Annotated in this window: 24 protein-coding genes and 1 pseudogene; 14 read left to right on the top strand and 11 right to left on the bottom strand. The window is 66.5% G+C overall.

Annotated elements, in window-relative coordinates:
* Positions 1-105 precede the first annotated feature (105 nt).
* From RSO01_RS34520 to RSO01_RS34500, 5 genes are all read left to right on the top strand, one after another.
* Complete coding sequence (locus RSO01_RS34520; RefSeq protein WP_218037549.1) at positions 106-993, top strand: S1C family serine protease; 888 nt, start codon at positions 106-108, stop codon at positions 991-993.
* Between the two features lie 48 nt (positions 994-1041).
* Complete coding sequence (locus tag RSO01_RS34515) at positions 1042-1995, top strand: MBL fold metallo-hydrolase (protein ID WP_147155147.1); 954 nt, start codon at positions 1042-1044, stop codon at positions 1993-1995.
* 87 nt (positions 1996-2082) lie between these two features.
* Positions 2083-3684 carry an FAD-dependent oxidoreductase gene (locus RSO01_RS34510; RefSeq protein ID WP_147155146.1) on the top strand — a complete coding sequence of 534 codons (1602 nt, stop codon included), beginning with the start codon at positions 2083-2085 and terminating at the stop codon, positions 3682-3684.
* Positions 3681-3872 carry a DUF2783 domain-containing protein gene (locus tag RSO01_RS34505; protein ID WP_147155145.1) on the top strand — a complete coding sequence of 64 codons (192 nt, stop codon included), beginning with the start codon at positions 3681-3683 and terminating at the stop codon, positions 3870-3872. Before RSO01_RS34510 ends, RSO01_RS34505 begins: the two co-directional genes overlap by 4 nt.
* The gene (locus tag RSO01_RS34500; protein WP_147155144.1) at positions 3869-4369 is read left to right on the top strand and encodes a GNAT family N-acetyltransferase; all 501 of its coding nucleotides are present in this window, start codon (positions 3869-3871) and stop codon (positions 4367-4369) included. The genes RSO01_RS34505 and RSO01_RS34500 overlap by 4 nt, the downstream gene beginning before the upstream one ends.
* A 151-nt stretch (positions 4370-4520) precedes the next feature.
* Here the strand turns inward: RSO01_RS34500 and RSO01_RS34495 are convergent, their stop codons facing one another.
* Complete coding sequence (locus RSO01_RS34495) at positions 4521-5117, bottom strand: hypothetical protein (protein ID WP_147155143.1); 597 nt, start codon at positions 5115-5117, stop codon at positions 4521-4523.
* A gap of 64 nt (positions 5118-5181) precedes the next feature.
* Between RSO01_RS34495 and RSO01_RS34490 the strand changes: the two genes are divergently transcribed.
* The 4 genes from RSO01_RS34490 (at position 5182) to RSO01_RS34475 (ending at position 10849) form a co-directional block, all read left to right on the top strand.
* Positions 5182-6360, top strand: coding sequence for an efflux RND transporter periplasmic adaptor subunit (locus RSO01_RS34490; protein ID WP_147155142.1), 1179 nt, complete (start codon positions 5182-5184; stop codon positions 6358-6360).
* Entirely contained in the window at positions 6357-9434 is a 3078-nt protein-coding gene (locus RSO01_RS34485; protein ID WP_147155141.1) for an efflux RND transporter permease subunit, read from the top strand. The genes RSO01_RS34490 and RSO01_RS34485 overlap by 4 nt, the downstream gene beginning before the upstream one ends.
* Positions 9435-9568: 134 nt before the next feature.
* The gene (locus RSO01_RS34480; protein WP_147155140.1) at positions 9569-9877 is read left to right on the top strand and encodes a hypothetical protein; all 309 of its coding nucleotides are present in this window, start codon (positions 9569-9571) and stop codon (positions 9875-9877) included.
* A gap of 159 nt (positions 9878-10036) precedes the next feature.
* Positions 10037-10849 carry an AraC family transcriptional regulator gene (locus RSO01_RS34475; RefSeq protein WP_147155139.1) on the top strand — a complete coding sequence of 271 codons (813 nt, stop codon included), beginning with the start codon at positions 10037-10039 and terminating at the stop codon, positions 10847-10849.
* On the opposite strand, the gene RSO01_RS34470 is transcribed toward RSO01_RS34475, so the two are convergent.
* From RSO01_RS34470 to RSO01_RS34430, 9 genes are all read right to left on the bottom strand, one after another.
* A complete protein-coding gene (locus RSO01_RS34470) occupies positions 10824-11342 on the bottom strand; it encodes a thioesterase family protein (protein WP_147155138.1) in 519 nt (172 codons plus the stop codon). The two genes, RSO01_RS34475 and RSO01_RS34470, sit on opposite strands and share 26 nt — an antisense overlap.
* A 3-nt stretch (positions 11343-11345) precedes the next feature.
* Positions 11346-11861 (bottom strand): thioesterase family protein, encoded by a 516-nt coding sequence (locus RSO01_RS34465; RefSeq protein ID WP_218037548.1) that lies wholly within the window; start codon positions 11859-11861, stop codon positions 11346-11348.
* 104 nt (positions 11862-11965) lie between these two features.
* A complete protein-coding gene (locus RSO01_RS34460; protein ID WP_147155137.1) occupies positions 11966-12622 on the bottom strand; it encodes a c-type cytochrome in 657 nt (218 codons plus the stop codon).
* Positions 12619-14388, bottom strand: coding sequence for a GMC family oxidoreductase (locus RSO01_RS34455; RefSeq protein ID WP_147155136.1), 1770 nt, complete (start codon positions 14386-14388; stop codon positions 12619-12621). Before RSO01_RS34455 ends, RSO01_RS34460 begins: the two co-directional genes overlap by 4 nt.
* Positions 14388-15116, bottom strand: a complete 729-nt coding sequence (locus RSO01_RS34450) for a gluconate 2-dehydrogenase subunit 3 family protein (protein WP_147155135.1) — start codon at positions 15114-15116, stop codon at positions 14388-14390. The genes RSO01_RS34455 and RSO01_RS34450 overlap by 1 nt, the downstream gene beginning before the upstream one ends.
* Positions 15117-15131: 15 nt before the next feature.
* Positions 15132-16361, bottom strand: coding sequence for an MFS transporter (locus RSO01_RS34445; RefSeq protein ID WP_147155134.1), 1230 nt, complete (start codon positions 16359-16361; stop codon positions 15132-15134).
* 4 nt (positions 16362-16365) lie between these two features.
* On the bottom strand, positions 16366-16737 hold the full coding sequence (locus tag RSO01_RS34440; protein WP_170303572.1) for a DUF4406 domain-containing protein: 372 nt from the start codon (positions 16735-16737) through the stop codon (positions 16366-16368).
* Positions 16734-17450, bottom strand: a complete 717-nt coding sequence (locus RSO01_RS34435; protein ID WP_147155133.1) for an alpha/beta fold hydrolase — start codon at positions 17448-17450, stop codon at positions 16734-16736. Before RSO01_RS34435 ends, RSO01_RS34440 begins: the two co-directional genes overlap by 4 nt.
* Before the next feature lie 18 nt (positions 17451-17468).
* The gene (locus tag RSO01_RS34430; RefSeq protein ID WP_147155132.1) at positions 17469-18128 is read right to left on the bottom strand and encodes a glutathione S-transferase family protein; all 660 of its coding nucleotides are present in this window, start codon (positions 18126-18128) and stop codon (positions 17469-17471) included.
* Positions 18129-18199: 71 nt separating this feature from the next.
* On the opposite strand from RSO01_RS34430, the gene RSO01_RS34425 reads away from it, so the two are divergent.
* Positions 18200-18646, top strand: coding sequence for a MarR family winged helix-turn-helix transcriptional regulator (locus RSO01_RS34425; protein ID WP_147155131.1), 447 nt, complete (start codon positions 18200-18202; stop codon positions 18644-18646).
* On the top strand, positions 18643-19737 hold the full coding sequence (locus RSO01_RS34420) for a glycosyltransferase family 4 protein (RefSeq protein WP_147155130.1): 1095 nt from the start codon (positions 18643-18645) through the stop codon (positions 19735-19737). The genes RSO01_RS34425 and RSO01_RS34420 overlap by 4 nt, the downstream gene beginning before the upstream one ends.
* Here RSO01_RS34420 and RSO01_RS34415 read toward each other — a convergent pair.
* A complete protein-coding gene (locus RSO01_RS34415) occupies positions 19724-20242 on the bottom strand; it encodes a hypothetical protein (protein WP_147155129.1) in 519 nt (172 codons plus the stop codon). The genes RSO01_RS34420 and RSO01_RS34415 overlap by 14 nt on opposite strands.
* A 76-nt stretch (positions 20243-20318) precedes the next feature.
* Here RSO01_RS34415 and curA point away from each other — a divergent pair, with 76 nt between their 5' ends.
* The 3 genes and pseudogenes from curA to RSO01_RS34400 all read left to right on the top strand — a co-directional run.
* Positions 20319-21344, top strand: coding sequence for an NADPH-dependent curcumin/dihydrocurcumin reductase (gene curA, locus RSO01_RS34410; protein WP_147155128.1), 1026 nt, complete (start codon positions 20319-20321; stop codon positions 21342-21344).
* A 262-nt stretch (positions 21345-21606) separates the two neighbouring features.
* The gene (gene acpP, locus RSO01_RS34405) at positions 21607-21849 is read left to right on the top strand and encodes an acyl carrier protein (RefSeq protein ID WP_147155127.1); all 243 of its coding nucleotides are present in this window, start codon (positions 21607-21609) and stop codon (positions 21847-21849) included.
* Between the two features lie 205 nt (positions 21850-22054).
* Positions 22055-24083: pseudogene (locus RSO01_RS34400) on the top strand (hypothetical protein); the annotation flags it as partial.

The following is a 24083-nucleotide window of genomic DNA, read 5'->3' as shown; positions in this document are numbered from 1 at the left end:
AACGGGTCGGGTAGTCATGTTCCGACCGGCCGGGAGGCCGTTGAAGCGCGGCTGCCCGGTGGTGTTTCCAATTTGCCGTCGGCGGTAGCCGGAGCGCTGCCCGCCGTGGTCGGCTTGCGGACAACCATCCCCAAGGACCGCCGCACGGCCCAGACGCTGGGCACCGAGCGCGAGGGCCACGGCGCCCTGATCGGCGAGGACGGCCTTATCGTCACCATCGGCTACCTGATCATGGAAGCCGACACCGTCACCATCACCGACGTCGACGGCAATGACTGGCCCGCCTACATCGTCGGCTACGACTACGAAAGCGGCTTCGGCCTGGTGCGCACCGAGCAGCCTATCCGGCTCAAGCCCCTGACGTTCGGCGATTCCGATTCGTTGGAGCTGCGCAGCGAGGCCTACGTCGCAGGCCTGGGCGGCGAGAAGGCGACGCTCAGGGTCAAGGTTGCCGGCCGCCGAGAGTTCGCCGGCTACTGGGAATACCTTTTGGACAACGCCATCTTCACCGTGCCGGCCTATCCGCTGTGGGGCGGCTCTGCGCTGATCGGGCAGGACGGCTCGCTGCTCGGCATCGGCTCGCTGCTGGTGCAGGAGGCGCTGGGTCCGGGCGCACCGGCCTTCCCCGGCAACATGTACGTGCCCATCAATCGTCTGAAGCCGATCTTCCAGGAACTCGTGACGAAGGGCCGGCTGGCGACGCCGCCGCGTCCCTGGCTCGGCCTCTACACACTCGAGCACATGGGCCAGCTCATGGTCGGCGGCATCTCCGACGGCGGCCCAGCCGATCGCGCCGGTCTGCAGCGCGGCGACATCCTGCATGCCCTGAACGGCGACGTGCTCGACGATGTCGCCGACTTCTATCGCAAGCTGTGGGCCAGCGGCCCGGCGGGCACGGCGGTCACCCTGCGCATGGAGCGTGACAACGACGCCTTCGAGGTCACCGTACGAACCGGCGACCGGGCGCGTTATCACAGGTTCGGCTCGGACTGAGCTATACTGCGGCCGTCGTCGGACGAAAAAGAACAAGGAGACAGATCGATGGCCCGGGCCTTCGCCTCGCAGGCGGATATGGCGGAGAAGAAGATCACCTTCAGCCGCCTGTCGGAGCATGCTTACGCCTTCACCGCCGAGGGTGATCCCAACACCGGCATCGTGGTCGGCGATGACGCGGTGCTGGTGGTTGATGCGCAGGCGACCCCCAAGATGGCGCACAAGGTCATCGAGTACATCCGCACCGTCACCGACAAGCCGATCAAGTACGTGGTGCTGTCGCATTATCATGCGGTGCGCGTGCTGGGCGCCTCGGGCTTCGCGCCGCAACACATTATTTGCAGCGAGGCCACACGGGAGATGATCGTTGAGCGCGGCGCGCAGGACTACAAGTCCGAGCTGCAGCGCTTCCCGCGCCTGTTCGACGCCGCCGAGACCATCCCCGGCCTGACCTGGCCCACCATCACCTTCGCCGACCGCATGTCGCTGTGGCTGGGCAAGCTGCAGGTCGACATCATCCATGCCGGCCGCGGCCACACCAAGGGCGACACCATCGTCTGGCTGCCCGAGGAGCGCACCCTGTTCAGCGGCGACCTGGTCGAATACGGCGCCACGCCTTATGCCGGCGACGCCCATTACAAGGACTGGCCCGAGACCCTGCAGAAGCTGCGCGACCTCAAGGCGCTCGCCCTCGTGCCGGGCCGCGGCGACGCGCTGATGGGCGAAGGCGCCGTCGAGGAAGGCATCGCCGGTACGCAGGCCTTCCTGGGCGATCTCTACAACGCGGTATCGCGCAGCGCCGAGGCCGGCGATTCGCTGAAGCAGGCCTACGACAAGGCGATGGTCGCCCTGCAGCCGCGCTACGGCAACTGGGTGATCTTCGAGCATTGCATGCCGTTCGACGTATCGCGCGCCTACGATGAGGCCAAGGGCCTCGACCACCCGCGCATCTGGACCGCCGAGCGCGACATCGAGATGTGGTCGGCGCTGGAGAAGGCGTGATCATGCGAGCGCCAAGCCGCTCATGCGGAGCGCGGACCTTCAGGTCCGCATCATGATTCATGAGCGGACCTGGAGGTCCGCGCTCCGATGAGTTCTTACACTTACCAGCATTACCCTTATCGCCGTCCACCTGAGCTCGACGGCAAGGCCGCGCGTCGGCCCGTGGTCATCGTCGGCGCCGGCATGGCGGGTCCGACCTTGGCGCTCGAGCTCGCCGCGCGAGGCGTGCCGACGGTCGTGCTCGACGAGGACGATACGGTGAGCTTCGGCAGCCGCTCGATCTGCCAGGCCAAGCACAGCCTCGAAGTGTGGGACCGCTTCGGCATTGCCCAACGCATGGTCGACAAGGGCATCACCTGGGAGCAGGGCGAGGTCTATCTCGGCGACCAGGCCGTCTACCGCTTCAACCTGCAGCCCGAGCCTGGCCATAAGTTCCCGGCCTTCGTGAATCTGCAGCAGTACTACGTCGAGGAATTCTTATACGAGCGCTGCCTCGCCGAGCCTGCGATCGAGATGCGCGTCCTCAACAAGGTCGTCGGCGTCATGCCGCATGACGATCATGTCGTGGTCGAGGTCGAAACGCCGGACGGCCGCTACACTCTCGAGGCCGAATGGCTGGTCGCCTGCGACGGCGTGCGCAGCCCGGTGCGCCACATGCTGGGCCTGGCGTTCGAAGGCGAGGTCTTCCACGACCAGTTCCTGATTGCCGATATCCGCCTGCTCGATGAGCTGCCCAAGGAGCGGCGCTTCTGGTTCTACCCACCCTTCCATCCGACCAACTCGGTGCTGCTGCACCGCCAGGCCGACAACGTGCTGCGTGTCGACTTCCAGCTTGGCCACGACGCCGATGCCGAGGAGGAGAAGAAGACCGAGAACATCGATTGCCGGCTGCGCCTGATGTTCGGCCCCGAGGCGCGCTGGGAGCATGAATGGACCAGCGTCTACACCTTCACCTGCCGCATGATGCAGCGCTTCATGCATGGCCGCGTGGTCTTCGCCGGCGATGCCGCCCATGTCGTCTCGCCGTTCGGCGCGCGTGGCGGCAACGGCGCAATCGCCGACGTCGACAACCTCGCCTGGAAGCTCGCCCTGATCGTGACCGGCAAGGCCCCTGAAGCGCTGCTCGACTCCTACGACAGCGAGCGTCGCGCGGCGGCGCGCGAGAACATCCTCAATTCGACGCGCAGCACCGATTTCATCACGCCCAAGTTCCCGGCTTCGCGCGCCTTTCGCGACGCCGCGCTCGCCCTGGCGCGCGACTTCCCCTTCGCCCGTGCCTTGATCAACAGCGGTCGCCTGTCGGTGCCGACGCTGCAGCCAGAGTCGCCGCTCGACACGCCGGACCGCGACGGCGACTGGGTCGGCGGCCCGGGGCCGGGGCGGGCGATGCTCGACGCGCCAGTCGGCCTAAAAGGCGAAAATGGGGGCTGGCTGATCGACCGGCTCGGCCGCGACTTCAACCTGCTGACGTTCGGCCAGGACCGGGTCGAGCCGCCGGACGGCGTCACCGGCATCGCGGTCGGCGGCAATGGCCTGGCCTGGCGGCGCTACGATGCCCGTCCTGGCACGACCTATCTGATCCGTCCCGACCGCTACGTCGCGGCGCGCTGGCGCAGCCCGGACCCCGCTGCCATCACTGCCGCCGTCGAGCGTGCCCAAGGACGTAACACGGGCAGGAGCCCCGCATGACCGCCTTGCGACGAACCCTGAACCTCGCCCGACCCGACGACATCTACAACGCCATCATCGATGCCCATAAGGGCCTGAGCGACGAGCAGTGCCGCGACTTCGACGCGCGGCTGATCCTGCTGCTGGTCAACCACATCGGCGACGAGGCCGCGATCCGCGAAGCATTGAAGGAGGCCGCCACGACATGAACGACAAGTCGCCCGTTGCTGCTGTCACCGTCCGTCTGGCGACAGTCAATGATGTCGAGCTGCTGCATCGCTTCTCGGTCGATCTCGCGAGCTACGAGGACGAACCCGACGCCGTCACCGCGACGCCGCAGTCGCTGGCGCGCGACGGTTTCGGCAAGGACCCGCAATTCGCCGCCCTGATCGCCGAGCGCGGCGGCACGCCCGTGGGCTTCGTGCTCTACACCTTCAACTACTCCGTATGGACCGCCGCGCGTGGCATCTTCATCGAGGATATCTGGGTGGTGCCCGAGGAGCGCCGCGGCGGCGTGGCGCGCGCGCTGATGCAGGCGCTGGCGCAGGAGTGCGTTGCCAAAGGATACAAGCGCATCGACCTCAACGTGCTCGACTGGAACCCGGCGCGCGCCTTCTACGAGCGCCTGGGCTTCAAGTGGATCCGCAACTGGCTGCCGTACCGTCTGAGTGGTGAGGCGTTGGAAAGGTTGGCCTCGCCGCCCTGACCGCACGTCGGTCAGGTGAACTATACGGAAGTCTAATCGCCGCAGACGAATAGGCGATGGCTCCAGCGCGCGCGTCGGCTCAGGGTGTGATGGAGGGCGGGGGCCACATGGTGTCTGCCCGCATCAGCCCGGGGGCAGTCACCATGAATCGCTACATCGTCCTGCCGATCGCCTTGTCCGTCGTCTTCTGTTGCGGATCGGCAATGGCGCAGATCGCCGGCCAAAGCCCGACCCTGGCATCGCCGCTCGGCGTGACGTCGCCTTTGGGCCTCGGGCCCGGCACGCCGGTTGGCCCAACCGGTATTCCCATGGGAGCGACCGAGCTTGCCTCGCCCGGCATCGGCCCGCTCCCGGACGTGTCCTCGATCGCAATGCCCGGCAGCATGGCGATCACCTGTCCGACCGCTGGTTCGTCTGGCGCCGACACGACCGGGGGCACGACATTCGACGGCGGCGGCATGACGACGATGGCCGCGGGAAACTGTCCGACGACAGCCGCCAGCACCATGACGAACCCCTCGGCATCGGCGTCCGCGCCAATGCCCATGACGTCGCAGCAGACGGTGGGCCGGTTGGGGATTCCTCTCGGCTCCGTCGAGCTTGGCGGCGGTGGCCTCAGCCCGCTGCCCGACCCGGTGCCCACCCTCGTCCCCTTGGCAGAGCCGGCCGCGGCGCCCGCCTTCGTCGCGCCGGCCGCTACTGCGCCATCGGCGATGTCGGCGCCGGCGGCAGTGTCCTGCGTAACCATGTCGGTTCCTTCCGCGGGTGCGGCCACGTCGCCCGGCGGCTGCTGACAGAGGGGAGGCGCGGCGATGCGACGAACGAACAAGTTGGCTGTCATTGGCCTGGCGGTCGTCCTCGCGGCGGTTGGCGGTCTTGCCGCGGCGCATCGATGGATCGGCGAGCATGGGCCGGCAGCTCCGCCGGTCGCCCCCGCCGTGCCGATCGTTGCCGGCACGGTCACGCGCGGGGACGTGCCGATCTACCTGCGCGGCGTCGGCACAGTGATCGCCTACAACACGGTGGTGGTGCACAGCCAGATCCAGGGCCAGCTGACACGCATCGCCTTCACCGAAGGCCAAGCAGTGCATGCCGGCGACCTTCTAGCCGAGATCGATCCGCGTCCATTCCAGGCACAGCTCGACCAGGTGACGGCCATGCGGGATCGCGATCGCGCCCAGCTCGCCAACGCCGAAGCCAACCTCGGGCGCTATGCCGATCTTGGCGCCAAGGGTTGGGCGAGCCAGCAGCTCGTCGACACCCAGAAGGCGCAGGTCGCGCAACTCAACAGCGCCATCAAGGCCGACGAGGCCCTGATCGAGGCGGCGTCGGTCCAGCTCGGCTACACCCGACTCACCTCGCCGATCAACGGCATCACCGGCGTGCGCCAGATCGACATCGGCAACATCATCCATCCGACGGACGCCAACGGCCTGGTGGTCGTCACCCAGATCGAGCCGATCTCGGTGATCTTCACGTTGCCCGAGACCGATCTGCCGCAGATCCAGCAGCAGATGGCCCGCGGGCCGCTCTCGGTGCTGGCCTACAGCCAGGATGATACGATCGAGCTCGATCGCGGCCGCCTCGCCCTGCTCGACAACGAGATCCTGCAGACGACCGGCACGGTCCGCCTCAAGGCCGAATTTGCCAACACGGCGCACCGGCTGTGGCCGGGCGAGCTGATCAATATCTGGCTGCAGCTGGAAGTCCGCCACGACGGCCTGACCGTGGCCGCCTCGGCCGTGCAGCAGGGACAACAGGGCGCGTATGTCTACGTCATCGCGCCGGACGGCACGGTGGCGCTGCGTCCGGTGATGGTTGGCCAGGTGAGCGGCGGCCAGGTGCTGATCACCGCCGGGCTTTCTGCCGGCGAGCAGGTCGTGGTCGACGGCCAGTATCGCTTGCAGGAAGGCAGCCGCGTCACGCTTCTGCATGGCAAGGCAGCCCAGGACGCGGCGGCGCAGAGCCTGCAGCGCACGCCCATCCCATGAACCTCTCGGCCCCCTTTATTGCCCGTCCGATCGCAACGGTGATGCTGATGGTGGGCGTGTTGCTGGCCGGGCTGGCGGCCTATCCGCTGCTGCCGGTGGCCTCGCTGCCCAACGTCAACTATCCGACGCTCCAGGTCACCGCCCAGCTTCCCGGCGCCGATCCGCAGACCATGGCCTCGTCAGTGGCGACGCCGCTCGAGCTGCAGTTCGGGCAGATCCCGGGCCTGGTCCAGATGACCTCGGCGAGCGCGCTGGGCTTCACTCAGATCACCCTGCAGTTCGACCTCGGCCGCTCGATCGACGGGGCAGCGACCGATGCGCTCTCGGCCATCAACGCGGCATCGGCGCAACTGCCGACCGGGCTGCCCTACCCACCGACCATCCGCAAGGTGAACCCGGCGGACACGCCGATCCTGGTGCTCGCCGTCACCTCCGACAGCTTGCCGCTGACCGTCGTCGACGCCTATGCCGAGAACATCCTGGTCCAGAAGATCTCGCAGATCCCCGGCGTCGGCATCGTCGGCATCGGCGGCCAGCAGAAGCCCGCGATTCGCGTCCAGCTCGATCCGCAGGCGCTCGCCTCGCGCGGCATCAGCCTGGAGGACGCGCGCAATGTCATCGCCCAGGCCAATGTGGACATGCCGAGGGGCACGCTGAACGGTCCGCGGCAGACCTACACCATCAACACCAACGACCAGCTGCTCGATCCCGAATCCTACAACTCGCTGATCCTCGCCTATCGCAACGGCTCGCCGGTGCGCGTGCGCGACGTCGGCCGTGCCATCGACGGGCCGGAAAACAACCTGGTCGCGGGCTGGTTCAACCACAAACGCGCCATCATCCTGGCGGTCCAGCGTCAACCGGGAGCCAACGTCATCGACACCGTCGCGCGGGTGAAGGAGATGTTGCCGGTGCTCCAGGCATCAGTGCCGGCATCCCTCAAGGTGGACGTCATCTCCGACCGCACCGAGACGATCCGTGCCTCGGTCAGCGACGTGCAGTTCACGCTCGTGCTCACGGTGGCGCTGGTGGTGATGGTGATCTTCCTTTTCCTGCGCAATGTCTGGGCGACGATCATCCCCGCCATTACCGTGCCGCTGTCCCTGATCGGCACCTTCGCCGTGCTCTATGAGCTGGGCTACAGCCTCGACAATCTGTCGTTGATGGCGCTGTCGATCGCCGTCGGCTTCGTGGTCGACGACGCCGTCGTCGTCATCGAGAACACGGTCCGCCACCTGGAGCAGGGCGCTTCGCCCGTTCAGGCGGCGCTGGCCGGCGCCAGCGAGATCGGCTTCACCATCGTCTCGATCACGCTGTCGCTGATCGCGGTCTTCATCCCGCTGTTCCTGATGGGCGGCTATGTCGGATTGCTGTTCCGCGAATTTGCCGTCGCGGTCAGCGTGTCGCTGGTGCTGTCGCTTGTGATCTCGCTGACCCTGACGCCGATGATGTGCGCGCGCCTGCTGAAGCCGCACGACAGGCAGGGCGCCCATGGCCGCCTGTACCGGCTTTCCGAGCGCGCCTTCGATGGGTTGCTTGGCCTCTACGAGGCCGGGCTCAAGGTCGTGCTGCGCCATCGCCTGGTCACGCTGCTGGTCATGATCGGCACGGTGGTGCTGACGGGCTGGCTCTATGTCGTCATTCCCAAGGGCTTCTTCCCGCAGCAGGACACCGGCCTGATCCTGGGCCTGAGCGAGGCGGCGCAGGACATCTCCTATCCGGCAATGGTGCAGCGCCAGCAGGCTGTGATCGATGCCGTGCTCAAGGACCCGGCGGTCGCGTCGGTCGGCTCGGCGATCGGTGCAGGCGGTGGCACCACCACCCTCAACAGCGGGCGCGTGTTCATCGCGCTGAAGCCGTACGGCCAGCGCGATGCGACGGCCGACCAGGTCATCCGCCGACTGCAGGCGCGGCTCGCCAAGGTCGAGGGCATCACGCTCTACATGCAGGCTGCCCAGGACATCACCGTCGGCGCCAGGCTCGCCAAGACGCAGTACCAGTTCACCCTGTCCGATTCCGATCCCGGCGAGCTCAATCACTGGGCCGCGCTCTACCTGGAGAAGATGAAGGCCATTCCCGGCATCATCGACCTCACGACCGACCAGGAGAATGCCGGTCCGCTGCTCGACATCGCCGTCAACCGTGAGGTCGCGTCGAGCTACGGCATCCTGCCGGCGACGGTGGACAACACGCTCAACGACGCCTTCGGCCAGCGCATCGTGTCGACCATGTTCACCATGCTCAACCAGTATCATGTCATCCTGGAGGTGCTGCCGCGCTTCCAGAACGGTCCGGAGGCGTTGAGCGACATCTATGTGCGTTCGGCCGCCGGCCAGCAGGTCCCGCTCAAGACCTTGACCAAGAGCGACGTGAAGGTCTCGCCTCTCGTGGTCAATCATCAGGGCCAGTTCCCCTCGGTGACGATCTCCTTCAACCTCGCCCCGGGCGTCGCGATCGGCGACGCGGTTGCCGCCATCCAGCAGGCGGGACGCCAGCTCGGCAAGCCCGCATCGCTTGCCACCGGCTTCCAGGGCAACGCCCAGGCCTTCCAGGCGTCGCTCTCCAGCACGCCGCTGCTGATCCTGGCCGCCCTGGTCGTGATCTATCTCATCCTTGGGATGCTCTACGAGAGCGCCATCCATCCCGTGACGATCCTGTCGACGCTGCCGTCGGCTGGAGTCGGCGCGCTGCTGATGCTGATGGCGGTCGGCTTCGATCTCAGCGTCATCGCCTTGGTCGGCATCATCCTGTTGATCGGCATCGTCAAGAAGAACGGCATCATGCTGGTCGACTTCGCGCTGCAGGCCGAGCGCCAGCAGGGATTGTCGCCCGAACAGGCGATCTACCAGGCCTGCGTCCAGCGCTTCCGGCCGATCCTGATGACGACCATGGCGGCTCTGCTGGGCGCCGTTCCGCTGATGCTGGGCAGCGGGGCTGGATCGGAGATCCGCCAGCCGCTGGGCTATGCGATCGTCGGCGGCCTCGTCGTCAGCCAGCTCATGACGCTCTACACGACACCCGTGGTGTTTCTCTATCTCGATCGGCTGCGCCGGCGTCCGGCGCGCACCGCCTGACGGGCGTCGTCTTTCGACAACACCAAGCAAGTGTCGGCAATCCGGCGCAAGCGAGCGCGTGGTGGGATCCATAGATCCTCGACATGCGCGGGAGCCAATCGGCGCTTCCCGGCAAACGATGAAAGGTCCCTCAAATGAAAAAGCTCACCTCTCTGTCCGCTGCCGCAGTCACCGCCTTGGTGGTCGGCCTCGGCTTCGCCACGACCAGCAATGCCCAGACTCCCATGTCGTCGCCGATGAGCGATCAGGAGTACTGCCACCTGCTGGCCGCCACATATTCGGGCGGCTACTACGACGGCGTCTTCAAGTACGGCCGCTCGGACGTCGGCAACGCGACCGCCGTCGCCATCGCCCAGTGCCTCGAGGGCGACGCCCAGCCGGCGATCCCGGTGCTCGAGCAGAGGCTGCGCGACGCCAACATCCCCGTACCGACACGTGGCTGACCGGCACGAGGCTTCGCCGCCGCGGTCGACAATCGGCCCGGCGGCGAAGCGCCGCCAGACCAACGTATGAACGCCTCATACCAATGCGACCTCCAATGCGAGCTCCTGCAGGAATAACTTGGATCCGTCTCGCCCACAGGGCAGTCGGAGGTCGCATCCATGCCAATCGTCGATCAGGGCGTAATGGTCCAGCCGAGCGACGCCGTGAAGCGCCGCAGCCGCGTCTGGAATGGCATGATCGCCGAAAGCGTACAGGCCACGAAGCGGGCCAGGCTGGACTTTCACTATAGCGGGCCGCGGCACCTGCTTGCCGCATACGAGCGGGGTCCTCGGAAGCTCGCCTTCGTGCCTGCCGGTCACGCGTACCGAGAGTGGCACGAACCATGCGCGGCCATGCGTGTCGTCTACGTCTATGTCGATCCGGCCGCGATGCCGGCATCCCCACCCTTGGCGCCTCGGATGGCCTTCGAGGATGCGGCCCTCGCGGATACGGCGCTGAAACTCGGCCGGCTGATCGACGATACGGACTTCGACGACGACCACTATCTGGAGGCGCTCGGAACGGTCCTGACGCATGAGCTCGTTCGGCTCACCGCCACGTCACGAAGCGAAGCGCTCGCCAAGGGAGGGCTCGCGGCCTGGCAGCAGCGCGCCGTCACGGTCTATATCGAAGAGCATCTCGCCGAGCCGATATCGCTTTGCACTCTGGCGCGGCTGGTCGGGCTCAGCCCGTACCACTTCTGTCGCGCCTTCAAGCAGTCGGTCGGCCTGCCGCCGCATCGCTATCACAGCAACCGCCGCATCGAGCGCGCCAAGCATCTGCTGGCACAGCCCACGGCGTCGGTGACCGATATCGGGCGGATCGTGGGCTACGGCGAGACGAGCTCGTTCACCACGGCCTTCCACAAGGCGACCGGCATCACGCCGACCGCCTATCGCCGGACCCTCACTTCTTCTGAGACAGCGCCATGACCCGGCCGGCCTTGGCCGGCCGCGGCAGGTCCTTGTGCGCCTGCCACAGCTCTTCCAGCCGCGCCGCGACAGGGATCGGCCAGGGCGCCGAGCGGCGGCTGGCATAGTCGATGTTCATCACGATCGTCTCGTTGGTCGCGGCCAGATAGCCCTGCTCGCCGTGGTACATCTCGTGGAAGAGATGGACCTTCTTGGCGTCGCGCGCGAGAAGCTGCGTCGCAAAGCGCATCGGCGCGCCCTCGCGCATCTCGCGGTCGTAGGTGACGTGGGTCTCCAGCACGAAGGTCATGCCGAGCTTGCCGTCGACGTAACGCCGGCCCAGCCCCATGTTGCGCATGAAGGCGCCCGAGGCCTGGTCGAAGGCGGTGACGTAGAAGGCGACGTTCATGTGGCCGTTCCAGTCGACCCATTCGGGCAGCACCGTCGACGTATGAGTGTCGAGCGGCGCCCGGGTGACCAGCTCGGGCAACTCGTAGGGCAGTGAATCGAGCATACGCTACTTCTTCCTCTTGATGCCGATGAGACGGCCGGCCTGTGATGGCGTCGGCAACTTCTTGTGCGCGGCCGCGAGCTTGTCGATGCGCTCCATCGCCCATTCGGGCCACGGCGCCGAACGGCGCGTCTCGTAGTCGATGTGCATCATCATCAACTCGTTGGTGGCGGCGAGATAGCCCTCGGCTTCGTGATACATGCAATGGATGAAATGCAAGCGCTTGGCGTCGTGGTCGAGGATCTGGCTGGTGATGCGCAGCGGATCGCCCTCCTTGACCTCGCGGTCGTAGGTGACGTGCGCCTCGAGCACGAAGGTCATGCCGATCTTCTCGCGCGTGTACTCCCAGCTGCAGCCGAACTGGTTGCACAGCGTGTCGGTCGCCTTGTCGAAGGCGACGACATAGAAGCCGACGTTCATGTGGCCGTTCCAGTCGATCCACTCCGGCAGCACGGTGGCGCGGTGCTGGTCGAACGGCGCCGACAGGTCGAGTTCGACCATGGGGTAAGGAGGTAATTTCATGCGGGCGGACCGTAGCGAAGGCGCCACCTGCACCGCAAGGGATGGTCAACGGTGATCGCACTGTGGAACAAGGCCGTGGCCGACGATGACGATGGCGTTGTGATCTACTTCGCCGCCTGCGTCGGCGCTTCGCGAAGCTGCTGGTAATAGGCGGCGACCGCCGCCATGTCCTGGTCGCTCAGTCGCTTGGCGATGTCGGCCATGCTGTCGGCGCCGTCCTTGCGCGAGCCCGACTTCCACATCTGCAATTGTAGCGCGATGTAGTCCGCATACTGCCCGGCAAGGAAGGGGATCGCAGGAAAGCCTCCGATGCCGCCAGGACCATGGCAGTTGTTGCACGCCGCCAGCTGCTTCGCCTGGTCGCCGACGCGTGCCAGTTGACGGCCGCGCTCGATCAGCGTGGCGTCCGCGCGGTTGTTGAACACGAATGGCCCCTTGGCGCTCGCATAATATGCCGCCACGGCGGCACCGTCGGCGGCCGACAGCGCCTTGGCGATCGGTCCCATGAGCGCACTGTTGCGTGCGCCCGATGCGTAGTCGGCGAACTGCCTCGCCATGTACCAGGCGGACTGCCCGGCCAGCCGGGGAAAGGCGCCGCTGCCGCCGGCGATGCCGTTCTGGGCGTGGCACCCGGAGCAGGCTGGGACGTTGTCGCCTGCGCCATTGGCGGCAATGTCGGCGCCGCGCTTGAGGTTGTCCTGCGCTTGCGCCGCGAGGCCGAACATCGCCACGGCGGCGCCGATCCAGGGTCCGAGCTTCATCTCGGCACCAGCGCTCCCGGCGCCTTCAGGTACCGGTTCTTGATCGCGTCGAGCGCCCAGTAGGTGAGGGCGCCGACCGTGCCGGTCGGATTGTACGAGGCGTTGTGCGGATAGGCCGAGGCGCCGACCACGAACACGTTGGGCACGTCCCAGCTCTGCAGGTAGCGGTTGACGGCGCTGGTCGTGGGATCGTTGCCCATGATGGCGCCGCCGGTGTTGTGCGTCGTCTGGTAGATCGTCGAGTCATAAGGGCGTTCGCGCGGCGCCCCCGCCACGATCTTGCCGCCCATGGCGCGGCCGATGCCCACCGCCTTGTCGGTGACGTAGCGCGACATGCGCACGTCGTTCTGCGGGAAGTCGAAGGTCACGCGCAGCAGCGGCTGGCCCCACGCATCCTTGTAGGTCGGATCGAGGTCAAGGCAGTTGCCGCGCATCGGATGCGAGGAGCCGTGGCAGGTCAGCACGACGGTGTGGTTGTAGTGGCGCGCCACCGCCTGCTTCCAACCCAGGCCCCAGCTCGGCGTGCCGGGCGGTGTTGGATGGAACTCGATCGGCCGGCCGCCGGTCATGGTGGCGCTGATATAGGCGCCGCCGATGAAGCCGAGCCCTTTGTGGTCGAAATTATCGCCGGCGAAGTCGTCGATCACCGTGCCGCTGGCGCCCGAGGCCATGAAGGGATTGATGACGACGTCCTGATCATAGAAGACCGAAGCGTAGCTCATGGTCTGGAAAGCGTAGTTACGGCCGACGACGCCTTCGCCGGTCACCGGATCGTAGGGCTTGCCGATGCGCGAGTTCAGCAGCATGCGCACGTTGTTCAGCGAATAGGCCGTGATCAGCACCAACTCGGCCGGTTGCTCGTACTCCCGGCCGGCGGCGTCGACATAGGTTACGCCGGTCGACTTCTTGCCTGTGCTGTCGAGATTGACGCGCAGCACCTGGCAGCCGGTGCGCAGCTCATAGTCGGGATTCTTCAGGGCCACCGGCAGGATGACGGTCTGCGGGCTCGCCTTGGCGAAATGCTCGCAGGCGAAGCGCTCGCAGAAGCCGCAGAACACGCATTGATGCAGGGAGAGCCCTTCGGGATTGGTGTAAGGCTCGCTGAGCGTCGAGGCGGGCGAAGGGAAGGGATGGTAGCCCAGGCTCTCGGCGCCCTTGCGGAACAGCGCGCCGTAGTAGGGCTCCTTCATCGGCCGCGTCGGGTACTCGCGCGAGCGCGGGCCTTCGAAGGGATTGCCGCCGGCCTGGACGACGCCCTTGATGTTGCCCGCCTTGCCGGAAGTGCCGCAGAGATATTCGAAGCGGTCGTAGTGCGGCTCGAGCTCGGCGTAGGTGACGCCCCAATCCTGGATGGTGAGATCGGAATCGACGAAACCCTTGCCGTAGCGGCCCTCGAGATGCGTGCGATAGACGAAGTCGGCCGGCTGGAATCGCCAGGTGAGCCCGTTCCAGTGCACGGCCGCGCCGCCCAGGCCGTTGCCCGGCATGAAACCCTGCCAGCGCCGCATCGGCAGCGCCGTCTGGCCTGTCGAATTGCGGAAGGTCATCGCTTCCTTGACGTTGTCCTGGGTCAGCGCCTTGCGTACGGCGTAGCGCAGCTCGTCGTGGATGGCGGGCGACTGGAAGTCCGGCACGGTATCGCGCATCGGCCCACGCTCGAGGCCGACGACCTTCAGGCCCGTCGCCGCCAGCTCCTTGCCTAAAATGGCGCCCGTCAGGCCGACGCCGACCGTGACGACGTCTACCGCCTTCAGCCGCTCAGCCATCAGCGCTGGCCTGCCGGGATGACTGGCTGCACATGGACGTGGCCATGGCTGTCCTCGGCCAGGCTGGTCGGCGCACGGTCGAGCTTCATGCCGTGCTGGTCGACCACTTCGTAGTACGAGGCGTAGGCGCCGGGGAAACCGATCATCTTCCACGCCATCATGTCGCGATTGCCGCCATAGACCGGATCGCTGAAGAAGCCTTCGACGGGGGCGTCCCACAGATGGGCGAAGAAGACGTCCGACGGCACGCCGCCCAGATCCGCGGCCCCCGCTTCGAGGCTGCGCAGATAGGCGTCCTGCTGCTCGCCGCTCATTTTAGCGAAGGGTGTGCCGGCGCGCGCCAGCTCCTTGGTGATGGCGGCGAGAGCCGTGCGGAACAGTTCGGCGGGTGTGAAGGGAAGCTGGTAGCCCTGGCTCGGCGTGCCGGGCTGCCAGGGGCCGCTGCGATAGAGCCGCTCGCCGGCGCCCCAGGCGCCGTTCAGCTCCTTGTCGATGAAGTTGGCGACGCCCGCTTCCAGTGCGCCCGGCCATTGATCGTCGGCCGGGATCAGCCGCGAAAGGGCGGCTTCGATGAAGGCGACTTCGTCCGTATTGAAGAAGAGATAGACGGTCGGTTGAGCCGCCGGTGGAGCCTGCTGTGCCGCTGCTTCAGGCGGCGCAATCGCCAGCGCCGCTGCCGCCGCCGCGCCCGTTGCGGTGACCACATCCCTGCGCGAGAGACGGCTCATCGCATCCTCCCCCGATCATCTTGTCCTGTCCCCGGCCGGCACTGTCGCACTCCGCGCGCCTTCGTACCAGCGCGACATCAATTCGATGGCGATCCAGGTCAGGACCGAGCAGCCCAGCAGCACGTAGAGCCCGTTGTGCCAGCCGATCTGGTCGACGATCAGGGCGAACAACGACGGCGAGAAGGCGTTGACCAGCAGGATCGGCGTGGCGATCAGCCCCAGCATCGCGCCGTAGCCCTCGGCGCCGAACAGCGCCAATGGCACGGCGCCGCGCACGATGGTGATGACGCCCTGTGAGGCGCCCAGCAGTAGCGTGAAGGCGACCAGCAGCCAGAGCTCGCCGCGCGCCACCATCAGCAGCACCAGGCAGGGCGGCAGCACGCCGATGGCGATGCGGGCCACCGTCATGGCCTTGAGGTTCTTGGCGAAGAAGATTTCTATCAAGCGGCCGCCGAACTGGCCGTGGCCCTTTAGGGAGGCGACCCACACGGCGATTGCCCCGACCAGCCCCGCCGCCTCGAGCAGGGGGACGAGCTGGAGCGAGATCACGCCAAACACGAAGCCGTTCAGCGACATGATGAGGGCGAACAGGATCATGCCGACGGTGCGCTGCCGGCCTTGCAGCGCCGGACCTTCGGACGTCGACGCCGCGGGCTTGGCCGTCGTCGCTACCGCGCCTGTCTCGCGCCAGGACAGGCCGAGCCAGTTCAGCGGCAGGCAGATCACGAGGTTGATCGCCGCGAACAGCATCAGCGTGCCGCGCCAGCCATAGGCCTCGTTGAGATAATGGCCGATCACCCAGAAGACAGTGGAGGCATAGGCGCCGTAGAGGGTGAGATAGGAGATCGCCAGCCGGCCGCGGCTCGGCACGACCTGCACCAGCGCGGCGAAGGCGGCGTCGTAGAGGCAGCAGCGCATGCCGATGCCCACGACCACCCAGGCCACGAAATAGGCGGCGATGCCGTGAACCTGCGCCAGCGCGAACAGGCCGAGCGAGACGATCACCGTGCCGGCCGACATGACGACGCGCCCGCCGATGCGGTCGATCAAGCGCCCGACCGACGTCGAGATCACGCCCATCGTCACCAGCGCCACGCTGAAGCCCAGGAAGATCGTGCTGATGGCCCAGCCGGTCTCGGCCGCGATCGGCTTGGCCAGCACGCCCAGGCAATAGAAGCTGGTGCCCCACGCCGTGATCTGGGTGATGCCGAGCGCGTTGACCGCGATGGCGAAGGGGCTGCGCATCGTCTCAGCGCCTGCGTTCGGGGATCTCCGACAGGTCGCGGAAGATGCGTTTGCCGAAGCGCTCGCCGGTCGCGATCATGTCGTCGGCGCCGGCCGACGGCCCGCCGATGCGCAGCACGGCATCGCACTTGCCGACCAGCTCGCGCGCCACCGGATGGAAGATCTCGTCGAATACGGCGTCGCCGGTCTTCTTCGAGCCGGCATGCTTCAGCAAAGGCAGGGCGAACCACTCGCCCAGCACTGGCAGATGGCCGTGCCGGAACACTTTCAGCGCCATGTCCTCCATGGCATCGACGTTGCGCTGGATCAGCACGGGATCGTCGTTGGTGCCGGAGCGGTAGGGACCGGCGATCAGGATCATGAGCTGCTCACTCATCGCGGGACCTCCAGCAGCTCCTTCGCCACCAGGTCGGGCGCGGAAATGATGCAGTTGTGGCCGGCCTCGATCGGCCGGTAGCGGATGTGCGGCATCGCCTGGACCTTCTCGTGCATGCCGGCCGACACCGGATAGCGCGGCTTGGTGCAGGCGATGTAGGTCATGGGCCGGCCGTTGCCGGCGGGATTGCTCAGGCGGATCGGCTTGGTGTAGCAGGCCACCGGATGCGGCGTGAGCTGACGATGCGTCCATGCCGCCAGCTCGGGATCGTCGATGATCAGGCTGCCGACCGGTGCGAAAGGCAGCACTTCGGTGCCATTGACCACCTGCACCAGCTTCTGGCGCTTGGCGACGATCGCAGCCGGAATGCGGCCGAAGATCGACTGGCCGTCCTGGGCGATGCCGCCATCGACGATCACGAGATGGCCGATGCGCTCGGGCATGCGGTCGGTGACCAGGCTCGCGATCAGGCTGCCGAAGCTGTGGCCCACCAGGACGATGTCCCTGAGGTCATCTTCTTCGAGCGTCGCCAACGTGTCGGCCACGAACACGTCGTTGTCGAGCTCGGGCGACAGCTCGGCCGCGCGCTCGCCGACGCCGCGAAAGGGCAGGGCCCGGGCGTCATGCCCGGCGGCGCTGAGCCGCTCCAGTACGAATTGCCACGACCAGGCACCCATCCAGGCGCCGGGCAGGCAGAGGTATGTCCGTTTCATTACACCGGTCTTAGCCGGCTAGTTCACCAAGGTCGAGAGGTGGGAATTGCGTGCGCGGAGAAAGCGCTCCAGGCGACTCTCGTAGTCGGCGCCGACCGCCTGCCTGATCGACGGCCTCGCCGCCAAGGCCTTGCGCCAGGCGGCTACCTTGGGCTTGCCGGCCAGGATGCCGAACGCGCCGATGCGGTCGAACACGTCGAAATAGCGGAACACCGGACCGAACGCCGCATCGACCAGCGAGAAGCCGCCGTCGAACCACGGACCCTTTCCCAGATGGTTCTCCAGCCGCGCGAACTTCGCAGCCAGCGTCTCGGCCTTCGTTGTGAAGGCCGTCTCATCCTTGGCCGAATAGAGGCCGGCGATGTCGTTCAGGACCGCCGACCCGAACTCGATCCAGGCACGGTGCTCGGCGCGCCGCAGGGGATCGGCGGGGTGCAGCGGGTGCGGCCGCGTTTCCTCGAGATACTCCAGGATCACGGCGCTCTCGAAGATGGCTCGGTCGTCGACCTTGAGCACCGGTGTCTTGCCGAGCGGCGAGAGGTCGAGGAACCAGGCTGGCTTGGCGGCGAGGTCGACGTAGACGCGCTCGAACGGCACCGCCTTCTCGGCCAGCGAGATGGCGGCCCGCTGGACATAAGGGCAGAGGTGATGGCTGACGAGGGTCAGGGAGGGAGACATCGGCAACTCCATGCAATCGCATCTAAATGGATGCAATTGCATATAGAGTCAAGAGCCGATAGGCTGCCCTCATGAGCGACAAGCCAGCCGAGGCGACGGTCCAGGCATGGGCCCGCCTGATGAAGGCGCAGCACCGGGCACTGGGCTCGGTGGAGGGCGCGCTGAAGGCGGCGGGGCTGCCGCCGCTCGCCTGGTACGACGTGCTGCTGGAGACCGAGCGTGCCGGCAAGGACGGCCTGCGGCCCTTCGAGCTCGAGCGGGCCATGCTGCTGGCGCAATACAACCTGTCGCGCCTGGTCGATCGCATCGAAGCCGCGGGCTACGTCGAGCGGCGACCGTGCGTCGACGACGGCCGCGGCCACCTTATCGCCATCACCGACGCCGGTCGGACGATACGCCGGCGCATGTGGCCGGTTTATGCGCGTGCCATCGAGGCCGCGGTCGGTCAGCGCCTGTCGGGCAAGCAGGCGGCGACGCTCGGCGAGCTGCTCGGCCATCTGATCGACGAGCCATCATGAGGTTCCTGTTCTTCACCGGCGGCTGGACCGTCGGCGGCATGGAGACGGCGTTCCTGTCACTGATGAAGGGCCTTGCTGCGCGCGGTCATCAGCCAACCGCGATCGTCAGCGGCTGGACCGACGGCGAGGTGCCGCGTCTTTTGGACGAGGCGGGCATCCCGCACCACGAAGTGCCGCTCGGCCGATTCTATATCAGCAATGCGGTCTTCACCTGGCACACCTTGCGGCGCATGCCCGAGGCGCGACGCCAGCTTCGCGCCATCGCCGCCGACCTGCGGCCCGACTGGGTGATCTCGCCCGACGTGCAGACGCTGCTGCTTTCGGCTTCGATCCTTCGGACCCGGCGCGCGCTCTTCCTGCAATCGCTGCCTGAGCGCTTGATGCAGCATCGCTGGGTCGGCCGTCTGCTCGACCGGCGGCTCGATCGCGTGCTGTGCTGTTCGCAGTTCATCGCCGAGTGGGCCCGCAGTACGCCCGTCGATCCCGCCAAGCTCGAAGTCGTGCACAACGGCGTGCCGATTCCGGCCGCGGCGCCTGTCGTCCAGCGGACGCCGCTGCGCCTCGCCATTGTCGGCCGCATTGTCGAGCAGAAGCAGCACATGGTGCTGGTCGATGCCTGCTCCCTTCTGAAACAACGCGGCGTCGACTGCCGACTCGACATCGTCGGCACGAAGGGCGGCGACTTTTCCGACACCATCGAAGCACGCATCTCGGCACTCGGCCTTGTCGAGCAGGTAAGATGGACGGGTTTTGTTGCCGACCGCGACCGGCTGTACAGCGATGTCGACATCCTGGTCGCGCCAGCCGTCGAGGAGCCGTTCGGCCTGACCGTCGCGGAAGCGGGCGCCTATGGCCTGCCGGTCGTGGCAGCGCGTTCGGGCGCCTTTCCCGAAATCGTCGAGGATGCGCACACCGGCCTGCTGTTCGCACCAGGCGATGCGACCGACCTGGCGCGCAACCTCGAGCGGCTCGTGCTCGACGCCGAGCTCCGCCGGCGCTTGGGTGCGGCGGGCCGCGAGCGCGTCGCGTCGATCTTCACGATCGACGCCATGACGGAGCGCTTCCTGGAAGCCTGCGCTACATCGCGCTGAGATCGGCGATCGCCGCCGTGATCAGGCGCGTGCCGACCGCCATCAGCAGGACGTCGTTGGCGACGCGTACATACTGATAGCCGGAAGGCGCCGGCGTGAGCTGCATCAGGAGAGGTCCGGGCAGCGGATAGAACACGACAGTGCCGGGCAGAGGCTGGCCGATCGCCCACAGCTTCTTGGCCTGGCCCGGCGGCAGGCAGCCGTTGTTCTTCTTGGCCAGGCCCGGCGGGCAGTTCCCGGCCGCGAAGTCGTTACGGTAATAGGTGTAGACGGTATTGCGGTCACGATCGGCGACCACGACGTTGGCGGGCGCCGCCGGCTGGTTGCCGCGCGCGCCCTGGCCCTGACCTTGTCCTTGGCCGGGCGCGTTGTCGTTGCCCTTGCCGTGCATGGATTTGTCCGGGCCGCCGCCGCGGCCAGGTTTGTCGTCCTTGTCCTTCTGCGCCAGCGCGGGCTGGGCGAAGACAGCGACGATCAGGGCAACGAGAAGGGGAGAGAGTTTCAAGACAGGCCTCCTGCCGGCGTGCGATAACGCTCGGACGGCCGCAGAGGTTCCACCGGCAGACCATCGGAGACTGACAATGACGAACACCAACCGACGCGTGCTCCTGAAGTCGCGCCCGCAAGGCGAGCCGACGCCGGCCAACTTCGACATCGTCGATGCGCCCCTCCCCGAGCCTAAGGATGGAGAGTATCTGTCGCGCACCATCTGGCTGTCGCTCGACCCCTACATGCGCGGCCGCATGGCCGAGGCCAAGGGTTATGCCGCCAACGTCAATCTGGGCGACGCCATGGTCGGCGGCACGGTCGGGCAGGTGATCAAGTCAAGAAATCCGAAGTTCAAGGAAGGCGACTATGTCGTCGAATATGCGGGCTGGCAGAGCCATGCCGTGTCCAACGGCGCCATGTCGATGAAGCTCGATCCCAATGCTGCGCCCTTGTCGGCCGCTTTGTCGGTATTGGGCATGCCGGGCATGACCGCGTGGTGGGGCCTGATGAAGATCGGCAAGCCCAAGGCGGGTGAGACGGTGGTGGTGTCGGCGGCGTCGGGCGCGGTCGGCTCGGTGGTCGGCCAGCTCGCCAAGGCGCATGGCTGCCGCGCGGTCGGTATCGCCGGCGGCAAGGACAAGTGCGACTACGTCGTGAAAGAGCTAGGCTTCGACGCCTGCGTCGACTACCGCGCGGCCGGTGGCAACCTGTTCAAGGAGATCCGCGCCGCCGCCCCTAATGGCATCGACGTCTACTTCGAGAATGTCGGCGGTGCGGTGCAGGCCGCCGTCGTGCCGCAGCTCAACGACTTCGCGCGCGTGCCTTTGTGCGGGCTGATCGCGCACTACAACGAGATGCAGCCCAGTCCCGGTCCCGACTGGCGCCTGCTGCTGGTCAAGCGCGCCACCGTCACCGGCTTCATCGTCTCCGACCATTTCACCGACATGGAGGGGTTCTGGAAGGAAGTCCCCGCGCTGGTGAAATCCGGCAAGCTCAAGTACCGCGAGGACATCGTGAAGGGCATCGACAATGCCCCCGAGGCCTTCATCGGCCTGCTCAAGGGCAGGAACTTCGGCAAGCTGCTGGTGCAGGTCTCGGACGATCCGACGCGAAGCTGATCGCGTCGACTCCCGCGGTACATCGACAGCAAGCCCGGCAGCGCCAGCCGCCGGGGTCCGTCGTTGTTGGTGGCTTTTGCCACAGAGTCGCCATGTGGCGAGTCGTATGACTACTGGGTAGCGAAGACGGTCGCCGCCTGGCCACATGTGACAGAAACGTCACGGCATCTGCGGCTTGGCATTGGCTCCATCTTGGACACAGAGCCGCACCGCGGCGACCAACGTTAGCACCCGTATAGGTGGGTGTGCTTGGGAGCGTGCGATGAACGACGTAGCCACAGAGGTCAGGGATATCCTCGTGTTCCATCTCGGAGCCGACGAACGGCGTCTCACCGACGACGCCCGGCTGACGGAGGATCTCGGCGCCGACAGCCTCGACGTCGTCGAGATCGTCATGTCGTGCGAGGAGCGGTTCGCCATTGCGATCCCCAACCGGGTGGCGACGCGGCTGACCACGGTGGGCGACGCGGTCCGCTTCATCGAATCGGAGATGGCCGTCCGCTGATCCGCTGGCGCTCGGTCGATGCAGCTTGTTGCCTGCCAAAAGCGGCTTAATGCAATAATAACATTAGCAGTGCAATTTTTTTAAAACTCGGGCACAACTCCGAAATGTGCGGTGTTCCCAGTCCAGAGCACCGCATCCTTTGGGGGAGTGCAGGGACGTGCTCAAATATTCGGCGAGACACCTCGCGCGCCTTTTTGTGGCGGTTGTGTTCGCGCTGGCAGGCGTTCCGGCGCACGGCCAGAGCTGGAACCTCTACGGCAACGGCGGCTCGTTCTTCGTGCCGATCACCAGCCAGCCTAACGATCCCCGAGGCGGCCCCCCGATATACTTCGTCTCGCTGACGCTCAACGGCAACAAGACCAACCCCTTCATCCTGGATACAGGTTCGCTCGGCCTCGTCGCGGACCCGAACCATTACACCTACACGCCGGCCAACGGCGACGTGCAGCTCGCGAACTACGCGACCATCACCTACAGCACCAGCGGCGCCAACCCGATAGGCGCGCTCTACCTCACGAACGTGCAGATCAACGGCCAGAACGGCCAGTCTGTGACCGCGCGCGTGCCGATCCTGGGGGCCAGCAACTACGGCTACCGGCAGCTCGGCATCGGCTTCGACCGCGGCGGCATCATGATCGGCCCGAACTCGAACCCGGCCACCCTCACGCCGGCCAACAACAGCTACCAGATGAACCCGTTGCTCTCGCTGGTGAGCGGCACCAACGTCAACGTCAGCACCATGCAGCCGGGCTACATCATCAGCCTGAACGGCTCGAACCCGGGCCTGACGCTCGGCCTCAACAGCCAGAACACCGCCGGCTTCTCGTTCCAGCAATTGCCGTCGGCCGGTGGCCTGCCGTCCTACTGCAGCACCCCCGGCATGGGCTGCCCGCTGCAATGGAGCTCGCAGAACGGGTCGGTGTCGATCACGACCAACGGCCAGACCTACACGCTTGGTCAGGCGAGCCAGCTGCCCGACAGCGGCATCTCGTACATGATCGTCAACTCACCGGGCAACACCGTCCCGGTCGGCTCCGTGCCCTTTCCCTCCTGCAGTGACCAGGCAACCCCGCCGTCGAACTGCCTGCAGAGTGGCTCGGTGTCGGTCTACCTGCCGGGCCAGACCACTCCGGCCTACACATTCACCTTGGGCGACGGGACCAATCCCAGCACGCCGTTCGGCGTGCAGGTCACGCAGAACGCGGGCGCCAGCAACCTCGGGCGCACCTTCTTCAACAACCTCAACTACCTCTACGACCCGATCGACGGCTTCGTCGGCTACCAGGCCGCCGGCACCAACGGCGCGACCGCGACGATCATCCCGATGTTGGCGCTGCAGGGCAACCTGACGCTGTCCAATGGCTTCTCGTCGACCTTTCCCACCTTCTTGATGAGCAATCTGACGGTGAACCAGACCGGCTCAGGCACGTTCGGCGGCGCGATCACCGGGCCAGGCGGCCTGACGCTGCAGAGCGGCAACGTCACGCTGGGCGGCGCGGGCTCCTACGCCGGCGGCACCGTGGTGAACGGCGGCATGCTCACCGTCGGCAACAATGGCTCGATCGTCGGCAACGTCACGGTCAACGGCGGTGGCTTCACCAACAACGGCACGATCGGCGGCAACGGTCTGGTCACCATCAATGCCGGCGGCAGCTTCGTGAACAACGGCACCGTCAACACGCCGAGCCAGTGGCAGCTGAACCAGGGCAGCTTCACCAACAACAATTCCTTCAACGGCAGCCTCGCCAACACCGCCACGGCCAGCAACACCGGAACGCTCGCGGGCTCGGTGATCAACACCGCGACCGGCACCTTCAGCAACACCGGCACGATCACCGGCAGCGTGGCCAACATGGGCATGTTCGCCAACAACGGCACGGTCGGCGGCAGCTTCGCCAACATGGGCACGCTGAGCGGCACGGGCACGATCGGCGGCAGCCTCGTCAACAGCGGCGTCGTCGCTCCGGGCAATTCGATCGGCACGATGACCGTCTCCGGCAATCTCAGCAGCAGCGGCGTCTACAGCGCCGAGGTCAACGGCGCGGGCCAGAGCGACCAGATCACTGTCGGCGGCACGGCGGCGCTGCAGGGCGGCGCGGTCAGCGTCTATGCCCAGCCGGGGTCGACCTTTGCGCCGCGCACGACCTACCGGATCCTCAGTGCCGCCGGCGGCCTTTCCGGCACCTTCGCCTCGGTCAACGAGCTCTATCCCTTCCTGCAGTCGAGCCTGAGTT

Source organism: Reyranella soli (genome assembly GCF_007992495.1).
Classification (GTDB): domain Bacteria; phylum Pseudomonadota; class Alphaproteobacteria; order Reyranellales; family Reyranellaceae; genus Reyranella; species Reyranella soli.
This window is presented reverse-complemented; position numbering and strand designations above follow the sequence as displayed.

What these genes read in the sequence shown, in the direction of transcription:
- RSO01_RS34460 (WP_147155137.1), bottom strand. Translation starts at nt 12,622, where the DNA reads ATGAAGCTCGGACCCTGGATCGGCGCCGCCGTGGCGATGTTCGGCCTC.
- RSO01_RS34450 (WP_147155135.1), bottom strand. Translation starts at nt 15,116, where the DNA reads ATGAGCCGTCTCTCGCGCAGGGATGTGGTCACCGCAACGGGCGCGGCG.
- RSO01_RS34420 (WP_147155130.1), top strand. Translation starts at nt 18,643, where the DNA reads ATGAGGTTCCTGTTCTTCACCGGCGGCTGGACCGTCGGCGGCATGGAG.
- RSO01_RS34425 (WP_147155131.1), top strand. Translation starts at nt 18,200, where the DNA reads ATGAGCGACAAGCCAGCCGAGGCGACGGTCCAGGCATGGGCCCGCCTG.
- RSO01_RS34510 (WP_147155146.1), top strand. Translation starts at nt 2,083, where the DNA reads ATGAGTTCTTACACTTACCAGCATTACCCTTATCGCCGTCCACCTGAG.
- RSO01_RS34455 (WP_147155136.1), bottom strand. Translation starts at nt 14,388, where the DNA reads ATGGCTGAGCGGCTGAAGGCGGTAGACGTCGTCACGGTCGGCGTCGGC.
- curA (WP_147155128.1), top strand. Translation starts at nt 20,319, where the DNA reads ATGACGAACACCAACCGACGCGTGCTCCTGAAGTCGCGCCCGCAAGGC.
- acpP (WP_147155127.1), top strand. Translation starts at nt 21,607, where the DNA reads ATGAACGACGTAGCCACAGAGGTCAGGGATATCCTCGTGTTCCATCTC.
- RSO01_RS34495 (WP_147155143.1), bottom strand. Translation starts at nt 5,117, where the DNA reads ATGGTTACGCAGGACACTGCCGCCGGCGCCGACATCGCCGATGGCGCA.
- RSO01_RS34475 (WP_147155139.1), top strand. Translation starts at nt 10,037, where the DNA reads ATGCCAATCGTCGATCAGGGCGTAATGGTCCAGCCGAGCGACGCCGTG.
- RSO01_RS34485 (WP_147155141.1), top strand. Translation starts at nt 6,357, where the DNA reads ATGAACCTCTCGGCCCCCTTTATTGCCCGTCCGATCGCAACGGTGATG.
- RSO01_RS34435 (WP_147155133.1), bottom strand. Translation starts at nt 17,450, where the DNA reads ATGAAACGGACATACCTCTGCCTGCCCGGCGCCTGGATGGGTGCCTGG.
- RSO01_RS34440 (WP_170303572.1), bottom strand. Translation starts at nt 16,737, where the DNA reads ATGAGTGAGCAGCTCATGATCCTGATCGCCGGTCCCTACCGCTCCGGC.
- RSO01_RS34465 (WP_218037548.1), bottom strand. Translation starts at nt 11,861, where the DNA reads ATGAAATTACCTCCTTACCCCATGGTCGAACTCGACCTGTCGGCGCCG.
- RSO01_RS34500 (WP_147155144.1), top strand. Translation starts at nt 3,869, where the DNA reads ATGAACGACAAGTCGCCCGTTGCTGCTGTCACCGTCCGTCTGGCGACA.
- RSO01_RS34515 (WP_147155147.1), top strand. Translation starts at nt 1,042, where the DNA reads ATGGCCCGGGCCTTCGCCTCGCAGGCGGATATGGCGGAGAAGAAGATC.
- RSO01_RS34445 (WP_147155134.1), bottom strand. Translation starts at nt 16,361, where the DNA reads ATGCGCAGCCCCTTCGCCATCGCGGTCAACGCGCTCGGCATCACCCAG.
- RSO01_RS34480 (WP_147155140.1), top strand. Translation starts at nt 9,569, where the DNA reads ATGAAAAAGCTCACCTCTCTGTCCGCTGCCGCAGTCACCGCCTTGGTG.
- RSO01_RS34490 (WP_147155142.1), top strand. Translation starts at nt 5,182, where the DNA reads ATGCGACGAACGAACAAGTTGGCTGTCATTGGCCTGGCGGTCGTCCTC.
- RSO01_RS34470 (WP_147155138.1), bottom strand. Translation starts at nt 11,342, where the DNA reads ATGCTCGATTCACTGCCCTACGAGTTGCCCGAGCTGGTCACCCGGGCG.
- RSO01_RS34505 (WP_147155145.1), top strand. Translation starts at nt 3,681, where the DNA reads ATGACCGCCTTGCGACGAACCCTGAACCTCGCCCGACCCGACGACATC.
- RSO01_RS34430 (WP_147155132.1), bottom strand. Translation starts at nt 18,128, where the DNA reads ATGTCTCCCTCCCTGACCCTCGTCAGCCATCACCTCTGCCCTTATGTC.